14 protein-coding genes are annotated in these 14,872 nt (G+C 65.1%); 7 read left to right on the forward strand and 7 right to left on the reverse strand.

The window, feature by feature from the left end; translation table 11 throughout:
- The first annotated feature begins 27 nt into the window (after positions 1 to 27).
- Both VPH47_RS06940 and VPH47_RS06945 read left to right on the forward strand, forming a co-directional pair.
- Positions 28 to 1,593 carry an oligopeptide:H+ symporter gene (locus VPH47_RS06940; protein ID WP_197611423.1) on the forward strand — a complete coding sequence of 522 codons (1,566 nt, stop codon included), beginning with the start codon at positions 28 to 30 and terminating at the stop codon, positions 1,591 to 1,593.
- 7 nt (positions 1,594 to 1,600) lie between these two features.
- Positions 1,601 to 2,227 carry a rhomboid family intramembrane serine protease gene (locus VPH47_RS06945; protein ID WP_180846708.1) on the forward strand — a complete coding sequence of 209 codons (627 nt, stop codon included), beginning with the start codon at positions 1,601 to 1,603 and terminating at the stop codon, positions 2,225 to 2,227.
- Positions 2,228 to 2,270: 43 nt separating this feature from the next.
- Here the strand turns inward: VPH47_RS06945 and VPH47_RS06950 are convergent, their stop codons facing one another.
- Positions 2,271 to 2,456, reverse strand: coding sequence for a hypothetical protein (locus tag VPH47_RS06950; protein WP_153855960.1), 186 nt, complete (start codon positions 2,454 to 2,456; stop codon positions 2,271 to 2,273).
- 185 nt (positions 2,457 to 2,641) lie between these two features.
- On the opposite strand from VPH47_RS06950, the gene VPH47_RS06955 reads away from it, so the two are divergent.
- The 3 genes from VPH47_RS06955 to cfa are packed head-to-tail and all read left to right on the forward strand — an operon-like array spanning position 2,642 to position 4,998.
- Positions 2,642 to 2,944, forward strand: a complete 303-nt coding sequence (locus VPH47_RS06955; protein ID WP_006455911.1) for a GNAT family N-acetyltransferase — start codon at positions 2,642 to 2,644, stop codon at positions 2,942 to 2,944.
- Positions 2,945 to 2,981: 37 nt separating this feature from the next.
- Positions 2,982 to 3,863, forward strand: coding sequence for a DUF3298 and DUF4163 domain-containing protein (locus VPH47_RS06960; RefSeq protein ID WP_110712867.1), 882 nt, complete (start codon positions 2,982 to 2,984; stop codon positions 3,861 to 3,863).
- A 19-nt stretch (positions 3,864 to 3,882) separates the two neighbouring features.
- Positions 3,883 to 4,998, forward strand: coding sequence for a cyclopropane fatty acyl phospholipid synthase (gene cfa / locus VPH47_RS06965; protein ID WP_110712866.1), 1,116 nt, complete (start codon positions 3,883 to 3,885; stop codon positions 4,996 to 4,998).
- Positions 4,999 to 5,147: 149 nt separating this feature from the next.
- On the opposite strand, the gene VPH47_RS06970 is transcribed toward cfa, so the two are convergent.
- Positions 5,148 to 7,316, reverse strand: a complete 2,169-nt coding sequence (locus VPH47_RS06970; RefSeq protein ID WP_368850383.1) for a M3 family metallopeptidase — start codon at positions 7,314 to 7,316, stop codon at positions 5,148 to 5,150.
- Positions 7,317 to 7,446: 130 nt separating this feature from the next.
- Between VPH47_RS06970 and VPH47_RS06975 the strand changes: the two genes are divergently transcribed.
- The gene (locus VPH47_RS06975) at positions 7,447 to 7,926 is read left to right on the forward strand and encodes a glutathione peroxidase (protein WP_197611420.1); all 480 of its coding nucleotides are present in this window, start codon (positions 7,447 to 7,449) and stop codon (positions 7,924 to 7,926) included.
- A gap of 80 nt (positions 7,927 to 8,006) precedes the next feature.
- Here VPH47_RS06975 and VPH47_RS06980 read toward each other — a convergent pair whose 3' ends face one another.
- The 5 genes from VPH47_RS06980 to VPH47_RS07000 form a co-directional block, all read right to left on the reverse strand.
- Positions 8,007 to 8,786 (reverse strand): ferredoxin--NADP reductase, encoded by a 780-nt coding sequence (locus VPH47_RS06980; protein WP_046984352.1) that lies wholly within the window; start codon positions 8,784 to 8,786, stop codon positions 8,007 to 8,009.
- Positions 8,787 to 8,866: 80 nt separating this feature from the next.
- Positions 8,867 to 10,738 carry an ABC transporter ATP-binding protein gene (locus VPH47_RS06985; protein ID WP_368850384.1) on the reverse strand — a complete coding sequence of 624 codons (1,872 nt, stop codon included), beginning with the start codon at positions 10,736 to 10,738 and terminating at the stop codon, positions 8,867 to 8,869.
- Positions 10,739 to 10,863: 125 nt separating this feature from the next.
- Positions 10,864 to 11,679 (reverse strand): hypothetical protein, encoded by an 816-nt coding sequence (locus VPH47_RS06990; protein ID WP_368850385.1) that lies wholly within the window; start codon positions 11,677 to 11,679, stop codon positions 10,864 to 10,866.
- A gap of 89 nt (positions 11,680 to 11,768) precedes the next feature.
- The gene (locus tag VPH47_RS06995) at positions 11,769 to 12,218 is read right to left on the reverse strand and encodes a carboxymuconolactone decarboxylase family protein (protein WP_012511595.1); all 450 of its coding nucleotides are present in this window, start codon (positions 12,216 to 12,218) and stop codon (positions 11,769 to 11,771) included.
- A gap of 36 nt (positions 12,219 to 12,254) precedes the next feature.
- The gene (locus VPH47_RS07000; RefSeq protein WP_368850386.1) at positions 12,255 to 13,151 is read right to left on the reverse strand and encodes an RNA polymerase sigma-70 factor; all 897 of its coding nucleotides are present in this window, start codon (positions 13,149 to 13,151) and stop codon (positions 12,255 to 12,257) included.
- Positions 13,152 to 13,306: 155 nt separating this feature from the next.
- On the opposite strand from VPH47_RS07000, the gene VPH47_RS07005 reads away from it, so the two are divergent.
- The gene (locus tag VPH47_RS07005) at positions 13,307 to 14,824 is read left to right on the forward strand and encodes a fumarate hydratase (RefSeq protein WP_006377486.1); all 1,518 of its coding nucleotides are present in this window, start codon (positions 13,307 to 13,309) and stop codon (positions 14,822 to 14,824) included.
- Positions 14,825 to 14,872 lie beyond the last annotated feature (48 nt).

Consider the following 14,872-nt stretch of genomic DNA (forward strand, 5'->3'; position numbering starts at 1 on the left):
TTTCGCTTTGCAGGAATGCCTTACAGGATGAGCCACGACGCAGTCGCCCCCATCGCCGGCCAAGGAAAGATGCCGCGCCAGATTCCGTACATCATCGGCAATGAGGCCTGCGAGCGGTTCAGTTTCTACGGGATGCGCAACATCCTGGTGCAGTTCCTGATCACCTCGCTGCTGCTGCAGGAAATCACGGCGGAAGGCCGTGCCGGTGAAGCCAAGGACATCATGCACAGCTTCATGATCGGCGTGTATTTCTTCCCGCTGCTCGGTGGCTGGCTGGCCGACAAGTTCTTCGGCAAGTACCACACCATTCTCTGGTTCAGCCTGGTCTACTGCGCCGGCCACCTGTGCCTGGCGCTGTTCGAGAACAGCCGCGAAGGCTTCTTCCTCGGCCTGGGCCTGATCGCGCTCGGCGCCGGTGGCATCAAGCCGCTGGTGGCCTCGTTCATGGGTGACCAGTTCGACCAGAGCAACAAGCACCTGGCCAAGGTCGTCTTCGATGCCTTCTACTGGATCATCAATTTCGGCTCGCTGTTCGCCTCGCTGCTGATCCCGCTGGTGCTGAAGAACTGGGGCCCGCAGTGGGCGTTCGGCATCCCGGGCATCCTGATGTTCATCGCCACCTTCGTGTTCTGGCTGGGCCGCAAGCGCTACGTGCTGGTGCCACTGCCGCCGAAGGATCCGCATTCGTTCGCCAACGTGGTACGCACCGCGCTGACCGCGCGCGTGGCCGGCCAGGGCCGTCCGGGCCTGGTGATCGCCGTGCTCGGCCTGGTGCTGGCAGTGGCCTCGTTCGGCCTGGTCGGCTCGCTGGGCATCGTGATCTGCCTGTGCCTTGCGCTGGTGTCGATCCTGGCGGGCATCGGCGGTGGCACCTGGCTGCAGCTGGACCGCGCCCGTGGCCAGCATCCGGCCGAAGCCGTGGAGGGCGTGCGCTCGGTGCTGCGCGTGCTGGTGATCTTCGCGCTGACCACGCCGTTCTTCTCGCTGTTCGACCAGAAGGCCTCGACCTGGGTCCTGCAGGGCCAGCAGATGCAGATGCCGAGCTGGTTCACCGCCTCGCAGATGCAGGCACTGAACCCGCTGCTGGTGATGATCCTGATTCCGTTCAACAACCTGGTGCTGTACCCGGCCCTGCGCCGCTTCGGCTTCGAGCCGACCGCACTGCGCCGCATGACCGCCGGCATTGCCTTCAGTGGCCTGGCCTGGATCGTGGTGGGCGGCATCCAGGTGGTGATGGACGGCGGCAACGCCATGTCGATCTTCTGGCAGATGCTGCCGTACGCGTTGCTGACCTTCGGCGAGGTGCTGGTCTCGGCCACCGGCCTGGAGTTCGCCTACAGCCAGGCGCCGCAGGCGATGAAGGGCGTGGTGATGAGCTTCTGGAACCTGACCACCACCATCGGCAACCTGTGGGTGCTGCTGTCCAACGCGGCGGTGCGCAACGACACGGTGACCCACCAGATCGCCGGCACAGGCCTGAGCGAAGCGGCGTTCCTGATGTTCTTCTTCGCCGGCTTCGCCTTCGTCGCGGCGTTGGCCTTCGGTTGGTACGCGAAACGCTATCGTATGGTCGACAACTACCGTAGCGCCTGAGCCTGACATGACCCCCGTCAATCTGCTGTTGATCGCCATCACCGCCCTCCTGTCGTGGATGGCGTTCAACAACCGCAAGCTGGCCGACCGCCTGATCCTGTGGCCGCCAGCCGTCGACCGTCACCGCCAGTACGACCGGCTGGTGACCTATGGTTTCATCCACGCCGACTGGTCGCACCTGATCTTCAACATGATCACCCTGTTCTTCTTCGGGGGATTCATCGAGAGCGTGATGGTGCAGCTGACCGGCAGTTACCTGACTTACCCGGCGTTCTACATCGGTGCGCTGCTGGTCTCGATCCTGCCCAGCTACCTGAAGAACCAGAAGAACCCGAACTACCTCAGCCTCGGTGCGTCCGGGGCGGTGTCGGCGGTGCTGTTCGCCTTCATCCTGATCAAGCCGTGGTCGATCATCCTGGTGTTCTTCATCCCGGCGCCCGCCATCGTCTACGCCGCGTTCTACGTCGGCTACAGCATCTGGATGGACAAGCGCGGCGGTGACCGCATCAACCACAGCGCGCACCTGGCAGGCGCGGCGTTCGGCGTGATCTTCATGCTGGCCATGCAGCCGAGCATCTTCACCCACTTCCTGCGCGAACTTTCCAACCCGACCTTCCGCCTCGGCGGCGGTTGATGGCGGGAGCGGGGCGGATCGGCAGCGATCCGCCCCGGCAGGCTCAGGTTGCGGTCTGCTGGCCGTAGGTGTCCAGCAGGCGGGCGAACACTTCCTCGCCGATGCGCTGGAAATCCTGCTCTTCGGTCTGCCCTTCCACCGCCAGTTGCAGCAGGCCCTCCAGCAGGGCGCGGTCGGTATCGGAATGGGGATCGCTGGGGTGCATCGGGGCCTCCACGGTGGTGCGCATGATCATCGGTCGCAAGGGCCGTGCCAGCCTGGCCGGACCCCTCCACAGGCGATAGCGGCCGCTGGCCCTCCAGCTTGAGGGTCGAAAACTGACGTGAACGCACTGGACTTGCCCCTGTTCAGGCTTCACGCGATCATGGCGCCCGGCTGCGCACCATCCACGCAGTCGCCGCAGGAGACAGTTCCATGGCTTCGGTCACGCCCCCCGGTCTGGCCTACGAGGTCGAACACGACCTGGCCAACCACCGCTTCACCGCCCGTGTGCGTGGACAGCTGGCGGTGCTCGATTACCAGATCAAGCGCAGGCGCATGGTCATCACCCACACCGAGGTGCCCGAGCCGATCGCCGGCCGTGGCATTGCCGGTGAGCTGACCCGTGTGGCACTGCGTTTCGCCCGCGAGCAGAAGTACAAGGTGGTGCCGGCATGTTCCTACGCCGAGGCCTTCCTGCAGCGGCACGAGGAGTACCACGACCTGCTCGTTGGCTGAACGCCAGCGGGTCACGCTTCAGCCATGGCAGGCGATGATGTACAAACATGAACAGGGGATCCCGATGAAGATTGGAAACAACCGGCCATTGCGCGGCAGCGTGCTGGCCGGCGTGGTGGGCGTGCTGTTGCTGGCCGGTTGCCAGCGTGAGAGCGAGCCGGCACCGGCGACCGATGCGGCGCCTGCCGCCGAGGCCACTGCCGCAGGTGAAACGCCGGCCACGGAAGCGCCGCTGGACCTGCGCGACGTGATCGAGAACAACGAGCGCGAAGTGGTAGGCATCAGCTATCCGGCCGGCATCGACCGTTACCCGGGCCTGGCGCGCGCGCTGCAGAACTATGCGACGAGTGCGCGCAGTGACCTGCAACAGGCGCTGGACGGACTCGGCAACGACAAGCCGACCATGCCCTACGAGCTGTCGCTGAGCTTCGAGAAGCTGCTGGAAACCCCGCAGCTGGTGGTGGTCAGTGCCGATGGCAGCCGTTACACCGGTGGCGCCCATGGCGAGCCGCTGGTGGCCCGCTTCGTGTGGCTGCCGCAGCATCAGCAGATGCTCAGCGCCGAGAAGCTGGTGGCCGATGCCAAGGGCTGGAAGGCGATCAGCGATTTCGTCGCCGACCAGCTGCGCGAACGCGTGGCCACCCGCCTCAGCGGCGAGGACATGGACCCGGCCCAGCTGCAGGAATCGCTGCGCAACGCATCGCGCATGATCGCCGACGGTACTGGCCCGCAGGCCGACAATTTCAGCCAGTTCCAGCCGCTGACCGACGACAAGGGGCAGATCACCGCGCTGCGCTTTGTGTTCCCGCCGTACCAGGTGGGTCCATACTCGGACGGCACCCAGACCGCTGATGTGCCGGCGGCGGTGCTGTTGCCGCACGTGGCCAAGGACTACGTGGAGCTGTTCGCACGCGGTTGACCGCAGTCGAGGAGGTGGCGTGGATACAGGGTTGCAGGAGCGGGTCGCCGGCCTGCTGCAGGAAGCCGGGGTCCGCATCGGCGGTACCCAGCCACAGGATATCCAGGTGCATGACCCGCGCTTCTTCGCGCGGGTCATGGCGCACGGTTCGCTCGGCCTCGGCGAGAGCTACATGGACGGTTGGTGGGATGCCAACGTCCTGGATGAATTCCTCGTCCACCTGATGCAGGCGCACCTGGACGAACGGGTGCACGGCTGGCGCGAAGTGGCCGATGCGCTGAAGGCGCGGCTGTTCAACCTGCAGGTGGGGCAGGGCAGCTACGAAGTCGGTCGCCGTCATTACGACCTCGGCAATGATCTCTACCAGGCCATGCTCGGCCAGCGCCTGGTGTACAGCTGCGGCTATTGGCGCAATGCCGATGACCTCGACGCCGCACAGGAGGCCAAGCTCGACCTGGTCTGCCGCAAGCTGGGCCTGCGTCCGGGGCAGCGTGTGCTGGACATCGGCTGTGGCTGGGGCGAAGCCCTGAAGTTCGCCGCCGAGCGCTATGGTGTCAGCGGCGTCGGCGTGACCATTTCGCAGGAACAGGCCGAGTTCGCGCGCGAACTGTGCGCCGGCCTGCCCATCGAGATCCGCCTGCAGGACTACCGCGAGCTGGACGAGCCGTTCGATGCGATCTTCTCGATCGGCATGTTCGAGCACGTTGGCGACAAGAACTACGCCAGCTTCTTCGAGGTGGCCAAGCGTTGCCTGTCGCCGCGCGGACTGCTGCTGTTGCACAGCATCGGCACCAACATCTCGCGGCATCGTACCGATCCGTGGATCGCGCGCTACATCTTTCCCAACTCGATGCTGCCATCGGCGGTGCAGATCACCAAGGCGTTCGAGGGCCGCTTCGTGCTGGAGGACTGGCACAACTTCGGTACCGATTACGACCTGACCCTGCAGGCCTGGCGGCGCAACGTGGAAGCGGCGTGGCCGCGGCTGGATGCGCGCTACGACGAGCACTTCCGGCGCATGTGGCGCTTCTACCTGGCCGGGTCGATGGCCACCTTCCGTTGCCGGCACGCGCAGCTGTGGCAGCTGGTGCTGTCGCCGGAAGGCGTGCCGGGTGGATACGTGGCGCCACGATGAAGCCGGAGCGGGGTCGGAGCCCGTTCCGCGGAAAGGGATCCGACCCCGGGGTCAGATCCCTTTTCGCAGAGAAGGGCTCTGACCCCAATCACAACAAAAAACCGCCCGGTCTCCCGGGCGGTTTTCGTTTCAGGCTACCGCGCGGGCGATCAGTTGCCGGCGCCGGTCAGGCCACGCTTTTCCAGCAGCGGTTCGATCTGCGGCTCGTGGCCGGCGAAATCGCGGAACAGCTGCATCGCGTCGACGCTGCCACCCTTCGACAGCAGGGTGGCGCGGAAGTGATCGCCATTCTTGCGGCTCAGGCCGCCGTTGTCCTTGAACCACTTCTGGGTGTTGGCATCGAGCACTTCCGACCAGATGTAGGCGTAGTAGCCGGCCGAGTAGCCGCCCATGATGTGGCTGAAGTACGGGGTCTTGTAGCGCGGCGGAACCGGCGCGTAGTAGATGCCGTCCTTCTCCAGCGCGGCGCGCTCGAAGGCCATCACGTCCTTGGCGGCCGGCACCTGGTCGGCGCCGATCTGGTGCCAGCGCTGATCAAGCATGGCTGCGCCCAGGTACTCGGTCGTGGCGAAGCCCTGGTTGAACTTGGCCGCTGCCAGCACCTTGTCCAGCAGTGCCTGCGGCATCGCCGAACCATTCTGGTAGTGCTTGGCGTAGTTCTTCAGGATGAGCGGGTTGTCCGACCACATCTCGTTGACCTGGGAGGGGAACTCGACGAAGTCACGCGGCACCGACGTGCCCGAGAAGTACGGGTACTTCACGTTGGAGAACATGCCGTGCAGGGCGTGGCCGAACTCGTGGAAGGTGGTGTTCACCTCGTCCCAGGTCAGCAGGGTCGGCTGGCCGGCCGGCGGCTTCGGGATGTTCAGGTGGTTGGCGACCACCGGCTTGAAGCCGGTCAGCTTGGACTGCGAGACGTAGGAGTTCATCCACGCACCGCCGCGCTTGGAGGCACGTGCATACGGGTCGAAGATGAAGATCGCCAGCTGGCTGCCGTCGGCGTCGAACACGTCGTAGACGGTGACGTCATCGTGGTAGACCGGCAGGTCGGTGCGCTGCTTGAAGGTCAGGCCGAATTCCTGGCCGGCGGCGTAGAACACGCCGTTCTCCAGCACGTTCTTCATCTCGAAGTACGGCTTCAGCTGCGACTCGTCGAAGTTGTACTTGGCCTGGCGCACCTTCTCGCTGTAGAAGGCCCAGTCCCACGGTTCCAGCTGGAAGGTCGGCTTGCGCGCGGCCTTCTGTTCCTTGTCGATCATCGCCTGCAGGTCGGCGGCTTCGCGCTTGGCATTGGCCACGGCGGCCGGAGCCAGCTTGCCCAGCATTGCGTTGACCGCTTCCGGGGTCTTGGCGGTCTGGTTGGTCAGGTTGTAGGCAGCGAAGTTCGGGAAGCCCATCAGCTTGGCCTTGTCGGCACGCAGTTGCATGATGCGCGAGACCAGCGCGGTGTTGTCGAACTCACCGCCGCGGCTGCCGCGGGTGGTCGAGGCTTCGTAGATCTTCTGGCGCAGGGCGCGGTTGGCCAGGTTGGTCAGCGGCGGCTGGCCGGTGGTGTTGAGCAGGGTGATCACGTACTTGCCTTCCAGGCCACGGGCCTTGGCGGCTTCGGCGGCGGCAGCGATCTGCTCCTTGGACAGGCCGTCCAGCTCCTTGACGTCGTCGACGGTGATCGCCGAAGCGTTCACTTCCGACTGCACGTTCTGGCTGAACTTGGTGCCCAGGTTGGCCAGCTCGGCGTTCATCGCCTTCAGCGTGGCCTTGTCAGCCTCGGACAGCTTGGCGCCGGCGCGCACGTAGTTGTCGTAGTACTTCTCGACCAGGCGCACGCCTTCGGCGTCCAGGCCCAGCTGGCTGCGGGTGTCGTACAGCGCCTGGATGCGGGCGAACAGCTTGCCGTTCAGCGCGATCGCATCGCTGTGCGCGGCGAACTTCGCCGAGTAGTCGGCCTGCAGCTTCTTGCGGGTGTCGTTGGTATCGGCGCCTACCAGGCTGAAGAACACGGTGGTCGCACGGTCGAGGATGTCACCGCTCTTTTCCAGGGCGATGATGGTGTTGTCGAAGGTCGGCTTGGCCTTGTTGTTGGCGATCGCCTCCACTTCCTTCAGCTGCTGCGCCATGCCGGCGTCGAAGGCCGGGGCGAAGTCGCTGTCCTTGATCTTGTCGAACTGCGGGAAGTGCAGCGGCAGCGGGCTTTCGGCGAAGAACGGATTGGCCTGCTGGGCATGGGTGCTGGCAGCCGGGGTGGCGGCGCCGGCCGAGAAGGCGGGCAGGGCAAGGCCGAGGGACATGGCCACGGCAAGGGCAAGGCGAGTGGTCAAGGTAGGAACTCCGGTAAGGCAAACAAGGGCCCGAGGGTAACCCGGCCGGCCGCGCCCGCACTTGTGTCAAAAGGCATGTTGCCGGGGCCGGGCGCGGGTACCATGCATTCACCGCCCACGGCCCGCTGCCATGACCACTGCCTACGATTTCAGCTTCCGCGACCTCGATGGCCAGCCGCAGGCGCTGGCCCGGTACCAGGGGCACCCGTTGCTGCTGGTCAATGTCGCCAGCCGTTGTGGCTTCACCCCGCAGTACACCGGGCTGGAACAGCTGTGGCAGGAGTATCGCGAGCGTGGCCTGGTGGTGATCGGGTTCCCATGCAACCAGTTCGGTGCGCAGGAACCGGGCGACGCCGCGCAGATCCGCCAGTTCTGTTCGCTGGACTACCCGGTCAGCTTCCCGCTGTCGGAGAAGATCGAGGTCAACGGCGAGGGGGCTGATCCGTTGTGGGCATGGCTGTCACGCGAGAAGCGCGGCCTGCTGGGTAGTGCCCGCATCAAGTGGAATTTCAGCAAGTTCCTGGTCGACCGCCAGGGGCAGGTGGCGTCGCGGCATGCGCCCACCACCAGGCCGGAGCAGCTGCGCGACGAGATCGAAGCGCTGCTGTGAAGGGTGGTAGTGCCGGCCGCTGGCCGGCAATCCCGTAGCGCACGGAGAGCCGGCCAGCGGCCGGCACTACCGTTGCAGCCTTATTTCTCGACGAACGCGCGCTCGAACACGTAATGGCCCGGCTGGCCGATACGCGGCGAGACCTGGAAGCCACGGGCATCGAGCACGCTGCGCAGGTCGGCCAGCATCTGCGGGCTGCCGCAGATCATCGCGCGGTCGTTTTCCGGGCTCAGTTCCGGCAGGCCGAGGGTGCGCTGCATCTCGCCGCTTTCCATCAGCTGGGTCAGGCGGCCCTGGTTGGCGAACGGCTCGCGGGTGACGGCCGGGTAGTACAGCAGCTTGTCGCCGATCATCTCGCCCAGGAATTCGTGCTCACGCAGTTCCTTCTCGAAGTAATCGCGGTAGGCCAGGTCCTTCTCGTAGCGCACGCCGTGGCAGAGGATCACCTTCTCGAAGCGCTCGTAGGTTTCCGGGTCCTTGATGACCGACAGCCATGGCGCCATGCCGGTGCCCGTGCCCAGCAGGTACAGGTTCTTGCCCGGGTGCAGGTCGCTGATCAGCAGAGTGCCGGTGGGCTTCTTGCCGACCAGCACCTTGTCACCCGGCTTGATGTGCTGCAGGCGCGAGGTCAGCGGGCCGTCCTGGACCTTGATGCTGAAGAACTCCAGGTGCTCTTCCCAGTTGGCGCTGGCGATGGAATACGCACGCAGCAGCGGCCGCGCCTCGGTTTCCAGGCCGATCATCACGAACTGGCCGTTCTCGAAGCGGAAACCGCTGTCGCGGGTGAGGGTAAAGCTGAAGTAGGCATCGGTCCAGTGGCGGACCTCAAGCACCGTTTCGGCGCCAAAAGCGGAGGACATGGGCGTATCTATCGGAAGTCGTCGGGGGTGATTCTATCTCAAATGAGACGGGTTCTCATTAGGCGGAACGAGAGGCGTTCTCAGCGGTAGCCGGCCGCCTGCAGTTCGAACAGCTCGGCGTAGCGGCCGCCCTGTGTCATCAGCTGCTCATGGGTGCCGCTGGCCTCGATCCGGCCATCGGCCAGCACCAGGATGCGATCGGCCATGCGTACCGAGGAGAAACGGTGGGAAATCAGCACTGCGGTGCGATTATCCGCCAGTTCCCTGAACCGCTGGAACACCTCGAACTCACTTCGCGCATCCAGCGCCGCCGTTGGCTCATCCAGGATCATCACCTGCGCATTGCGCATCCATGCGCGGGCGATGGCGATCTTCTGCCATTGGCCACCGGACAGGTCCACGCCCTGTTTGAAGCGGCGCCCGATCAGCTGGTTGTAACCGCCAGGCAGGTCGTCGATCACTTCCTCGGCCATGCCGCGCCGCGCGGCGTCGGCGATGCGTGCCTGATCGTCCATCGCCTCGACCTGGCCGACGCCGATGTTCTCGCCGGCGCTGAGGTTGTAGCGCACGAAGTCCTGGAAGATCACCCCGAGGTTGGCGCGCAGGTCGTCCAGGTCGTAGTCGCGCAGGTCGCGCCCATCGAGCAGGATGCGGCCCTCGTCCGGTTCGTACAGCCGCGCCAGCAGCTTCACCAGCGTGGTCTTGCCGGCGCCGTTCTCACCGACCAGCGCCAGTACTTCGCCGGCCTGCAGCTGGAAATCAAGGTGGCGCACTGCCCATTGCTCGGCATCCGGGTAGCGGAAGCCGACGTTCTCGAACACGAAGCCCTGGCGGATCGGCTGCGGCACGCGCACCGCACCTTCACGCGAGTGGATTTCCGGCTGGATCTGGAAGAACGAGAACAGGTCATCCAGGTACAGCGCCTGGCTGGCCACCTGCGAGAAGCCGATCAACAGGCCCTCCAGCAGCTGGCGCAGGCGCAGGAAGCTGCCGGCGAGGAAGGTCAGGTCGCCGATCGAAAAATCGCCGCGCACCGTGCGCCAGGCGATGTAGGCGTAGGCGGTGTAGTAGCCCAGCGTGCCCAGTGCGGCCAGCAGCGTGCCCCAGAACGCGCGGCGCCGGGCCAGGGCGCGGTTGGCCTGGAACAGCGCCACCGACAGGCGCCGGTAGCGCTCCACCAGGAAGCGGTGCAGGTTGTAGATCTTCACTTCCTTGGCCGTTTCCACGCTGGCACCGAGCTGGCGCAGGTAGTCGAGCTGGCGGCGCTCCGGCGTCCACTGGAAGTTGAGGCTGTAGCCGGCCGCGTTGAAGTGCGATTCGCCGATGAAGGCCGGCACCAGGGCCAGCGCCAGCAGCAGGATCAGCCACGGCGCGTAGACCAGCAGGCCGACGGCGAGGCTGGCCACGGTGATCGCGTCCTGTACCTGGCCGAACAACTGGCTCATCAGGTTCATCCGGCCCATGGTCTGGCGTCGCGCACGGTCCAGCTTGTCCTGCAGGTCCGGGTCCTCGAAGTCCTCCAGATCCAGCGTTGCCGCGTGTTCCATCAACCGGATGCTGGTGACGTTGGCGAACAGTTCCGAGAGCAGGGCATCGGCGTAGCTGACCAGGCGGCCGAGCAGATCCGAGGCGATGGCCAGGCCGAATTCCAGCGCCAGCAGGCCCAGTAGTGGATTCAGCACACCACTGGACAGTGCCTCGCCCAGCGGCGGGAAGCCGGCATCGTGCTGGCTCAGGTGCAGGGCGCTGTCGATGATCAGCTTGCCGACGTAGAGCATCGCTACCGGCAGCAGCGCACGGATCAGGCGCAGCCCCAGGCTGGCCAGGGTGAGCGCGGGGCTGGTCTTCCAGACCATGCGCAGGAACGGTGGCAGGTTGCGCATCGCCCTGAAGCGCTGGCGCAGGCTGGGTTTCTTCGCGGCGGCAGCGCCAGCGGTGGGGGTAGCAGGCATGTGCGTATTGTGCGCGCCTGATGCGTGCAGATGGGGTCAGGGCAGCCGTGTGGCCGCGCCGGGGTCAGATCCCTTTGCGGCGCAAAGGGCTCTGACCCCACAAGGGAGTGCGGCAATGGGTGGCATTAACGCGGCTGGATCAGACCATCCAGTAGCTCGGGATAGCTCGAAAACCAATAGCGCAAGGCATCGTCATTCAGCCCATCAGCGCCTGTCCAGAACGAAATGGGGTAACCCCAATCCGACGAATGGTGCTTTCGAGGTGCGGTTTCCGCATTGACGAATGCCTGAGCCAGGCCTTGATGTGCCCCGGATTGAAGAATTCCCGCATGACCCAAGGCAGTAAGCAAGCCACGTGCCTCATAGACGCTCATTTGCACCCCAGGAATTCTGCGGATGCTGCGTTGTAGTGTGTTGGGCGTGTCGTCTGCACTAGTGTTTCTGATTTCCTGGAGAATTCTTGACAACTTGGTCAGGCTACTGGGAGTACGCCTTGGTGTCCTGGAGTGTTCAATCAAGAAGTGCGTCAGGTGAGTTGGTGAATTCCCTACCATGCAGCCGGCCTGAAAGCGGATGGCGTTTATGAAGGTTGGGTCGACGGTAACCTCCCTGAACTCTCCGCAGATATTGCAGACGACGCCGTCATCGCTTGCGAAGGTGTGAGCGGGGAAGTTGATCATGAAGGAGTAGGCCGATAGACCTGCTCTGAGCGACGGTGAATTTTCAGCTACGCCCAAGATGAAGTTGTCCACAACATGATCTTTCAGGATCTTGCTGAAGACGTTCATTAAATCCCCTATTGCAGTGTCGTGATCGACCCGGAACTTGGGTGCAAAAAGGTCATGAAGCGACAGCAGGCGGAGCACGTCGTCTGGTTTGGGGTCGTCCGATTGGTAATAGTCACGCAGCGCTTTCAGCACGGGGGTGGGCAGTTTTCCCATAGCGACGTTCTTGTGGGTTCTCGGCTACGACTACCACTGTTCATTGGAATTGAGGCATGGGCAACAGTGTTGCCCATGCCTCATTCGGCTTACGGCAGCGGCGGCAGCAAGCCCGCGCCCAGCCGGTTCCAGGCATTGATCACCGCGATGCCCATGCTCAGGTCGCTGATGCCCTTCTCATCGAAGTGCGGTGCCAGTGCATCGAATGCCGCCTGCGACGGTGCACCGTCGGTCAGCCGGGTCAGTGCCTCGGCCCAGCCCAGTGCCGCACGCTCGCGTGCATCGAAGAAGCGGCTTTCGTGCCAGGCCGGCAGGGTATCGAGCTTGCGCGGCTCGATGCCGCCCTTGCGCAGCGTGGTGGCATGCATGTCCATGCAATAGCCGCAGCCGTTGAGCTGCGACACGCGCAGGAACACCAGTTCCATCAGGGTCGGATCAATCGAGCTGTCATGCACCGCCTGGCTGGTGGCCAGCAGGCCCTTGAAGGCTTCGGCGGCCAGGCGGGTGTAAGGGACGCGGGGAGAGGCGTGGTCGGACATTTTCGGCTCCACGGCGGCCACGATGGCCGCCTTTCATTACAAGGACGCCGTGCCGTCACCGCGCGTGACAACGTCCGGCAACTTTTCCGGATTCAACACGCTGTACACGTTGGCGATGCGGCCATCGACCACTTCGATGGTGGTGATCGAGTGCAGGCGATCACCGACAAAGCGCAGGATCGCCGGTTCGCCGTTGACATAGCCCAGCCGGGCAGGATGCACCGCGCCGTGGCGGGCGATGGCCCAGAACAGGCGGCCGATGCGTTCGGCGCCCAGCAGGGGCCGCACCGCCGCAGTAACCACGCCACCGCCGTCGGAAACCAGCAGCGCGTTGGCGTGCAGCAGGGCCTGGATCGCTTCGCTGTCGCCGCGCTGCGAGGCGTCCATGAAGCGCGCCAGCAGCTGCCGGTGCTGGCTGGCGTCGGCGTTGAAGCGCGGCCGCCCGGCCTGCAGGCGCTGCCGGGCACGATGCACCAGCTGCCGGCAGTTGGCCTCGCTGTGGCCGATCAGGTCGGCGATCTCACGGTAATCGTGGTCGAAGGCTTCCTTCAGCAGGAAGGCGGCGCGTTCCTCGGGGCCGAGCTGTTCAAGCAGGGTCAGGAAAGCCACCGAGACATCGTCGGCAAACGCATGCAGCTGGGCGGGGCCGGGCGCTGGGTCGGGCTCCAGGGTGACCGCCAGTGGCTCGGCCAGCCACGGGCCGACGTAGTGCACGCGCTCGCGCTTGGCTGCGCGCAGCCGGTCCAGGCCGAGCCGGGTGGTGGTGGTGACCAGCCAGGCTTCGGGGTCGCGGACGGCCGCCGGGTCGGCGCCGGACCAGCGCAACCAGGCATCCTGGACCACGTCTTCGGCGTCGGCGCGACTGCCGAGCAGGCGGTAGGCCAGGGCCATCAGGCGCGGGCGGTGGGTCTGGAATGCGGTTTCAGGGTTCATGTCGACCAGGACGCCGGGAAGGGAGCACGCGTGACAGGGAGTGTGGGGTCAGAGCCCCTAGCAGGGGATCCGACCCCGAGATTGTGATCCTGCGGCCGGGGGAGGGGGTAAAATGGGGGGATTACCCCCGCCAGCCTCCAGCAAGCGAGCAAGTCGTGACATCGATCAAGCAGGAAGACCTCATCCAGTCCATCGCCGACGCGCTGCAGTACATCTCGTACTACCACCCGGTCGACTACATCAAGAACCTTGCCGCCGCCTACGAGCGCGAGGAGTCGCCGGCCGCGAAGGAAGCGATGGCGCAGATCCTGATCAATTCGCGCATGTGCGCCGAAGGCCACCGTCCGATCTGCCAGGACACCGGCATCGTCACCGTGTTCCTGGAAATCGGCATGGACGTGCGTTGGGACGACGCCACCATGGGCGTGGAAGACATGGCCAATGAAGGCGTGCGCCGTGCCTACATGCACCCGGACAACAAGCTGCGCGCTTCGGTGCTGGCTGATCCGGCCGGCAAGCGCATCAACACCAAGGACAACACCCCGGGCGTGGTCAACGTCAAGGTGGTGCCGGGCAACACCGTCGACGTCATCGTCGCCGCCAAGGGGGGTGGTTCGGAAGCCAAGACCAAGTTCGCCATGCTCAACCCGTCCGATTCCATCGTCGACTGGGTGCTGAAGACCGTGCCGACCATGGGCGCCGGCTGGTGCCCGCCGGGCATGCTCGGCATCGGCATCGGCGGCACCGCCGAGAAGGCGATGCTGCTGGCCAAGGAAGCGCTGATGGAGCCGATCGACATCACCGAGCTGCAGGCCCGTGGTGCGTCCAACCGCATTGAAGAGCTGCGCCTGGAGCTGTACGAGAAGGTCAACGCGCTGGGTATTGGCGCGCAGGGCCTGGGTGGCCTGACCACCGTGCTCGACATCAAGATCAACGATTACCCGACCCATGCGGCCAACCTGCCGGTGGCGATGATCCCGAACTGCGCGGCCACCCGCCATGCGCACTTCACCCTGGATGGCAGCGGCCCGGTGATGCTGGACCCGCCGTCGCTGGAGGACTGGCCGAAGCTGACCTACGATTCGTCCAAGGGCACCCGCGTGGACCTGGACACGATCACGCCGGAAGATGTGGCCAGCTGGAAGCCGGGCCAGACCCTGCTGCTGAACGGCAAGCTGCTGACCGGCCGCGACGCCGCGCACAAGCGCATGGTCGACATGCTCAACAAGGGCGAGGAACTGCCGGTCGATCTGAAGGGCCGCTTCATCTACTACGTCGGCCCGGTCGATCCGGTGCGCGACGAAGTGGTGGGCCCGGCTGGTCCGACCACGGCGACCCGCATGGACAAGTTCACCCGTCAGGTGCTTGAACAGACCGGCCTGCTGGGCATGGTCGGCAAGGCCGAGCGCGGCCCGGCGGCCATCGAGGCGATCCGTGACAACAAGTCGGCCTACCTGATGGCTGTCGGTGGTTCGGCCTACCTGGTGTCCAAGGCGATCAAGGCGGCCAAGGTGGTCGGTTTCGCCGACCTCGGCATGGAAGCGATCTACGAGTTCACCGTGCAGGACATGCCGGTGACCGTGGCGGTGGATTCCACCGGTGAATCGGTGCACAAGACCGGCCCGCGCGAATGGCAGGCCCGCATCGGCAAGATTCCGGTGGTGGTGGAGTAATCCTGCCGCGCATCCGGTTCAAGCAACGGCGCCCGTATGGCGCCGTTG

It is taken from the genome of Stenotrophomonas sp. WED208 (genome assembly GCF_040984485.1).
Taxonomy (GTDB): Bacteria; Pseudomonadota; Gammaproteobacteria; order Xanthomonadales; family Xanthomonadaceae; genus Stenotrophomonas; species Stenotrophomonas riyadhensis.

What these genes read in the sequence shown, in the direction of transcription:
- VPH47_RS06940 (WP_197611423.1), top strand. Translation starts at nt 28, where the DNA reads ATGAGCCACGACGCAGTCGCCCCCATCGCCGGCCAAGGAAAGATGCCG.
- VPH47_RS06945 (WP_180846708.1), top strand. Translation starts at nt 1,601, where the DNA reads ATGACCCCCGTCAATCTGCTGTTGATCGCCATCACCGCCCTCCTGTCG.
- VPH47_RS06950 (WP_153855960.1), bottom strand. Translation starts at nt 2,456, where the DNA reads ATGCGCACCACCGTGGAGGCCCCGATGCACCCCAGCGATCCCCATTCC.
- VPH47_RS06955 (WP_006455911.1), top strand. Translation starts at nt 2,642, where the DNA reads ATGGCTTCGGTCACGCCCCCCGGTCTGGCCTACGAGGTCGAACACGAC.
- VPH47_RS06960 (WP_110712867.1), top strand. Translation starts at nt 2,982, where the DNA reads ATGTACAAACATGAACAGGGGATCCCGATGAAGATTGGAAACAACCGG.
- VPH47_RS06975 (WP_197611420.1), top strand. Translation starts at nt 7,447, where the DNA reads ATGACCACTGCCTACGATTTCAGCTTCCGCGACCTCGATGGCCAGCCG.
- VPH47_RS06980 (WP_046984352.1), bottom strand. Translation starts at nt 8,786, where the DNA reads ATGTCCTCCGCTTTTGGCGCCGAAACGGTGCTTGAGGTCCGCCACTGG.
- VPH47_RS06985 (WP_368850384.1), bottom strand. Translation starts at nt 10,738, where the DNA reads ATGCCTGCTACCCCCACCGCTGGCGCTGCCGCCGCGAAGAAACCCAGC.
- VPH47_RS06990 (WP_368850385.1), bottom strand. Translation starts at nt 11,679, where the DNA reads ATGGGAAAACTGCCCACCCCCGTGCTGAAAGCGCTGCGTGACTATTAC.
- VPH47_RS06995 (WP_012511595.1), bottom strand. Translation starts at nt 12,218, where the DNA reads ATGTCCGACCACGCCTCTCCCCGCGTCCCTTACACCCGCCTGGCCGCC.
- VPH47_RS07000 (WP_368850386.1), bottom strand. Translation starts at nt 13,151, where the DNA reads ATGAACCCTGAAACCGCATTCCAGACCCACCGCCCGCGCCTGATGGCC.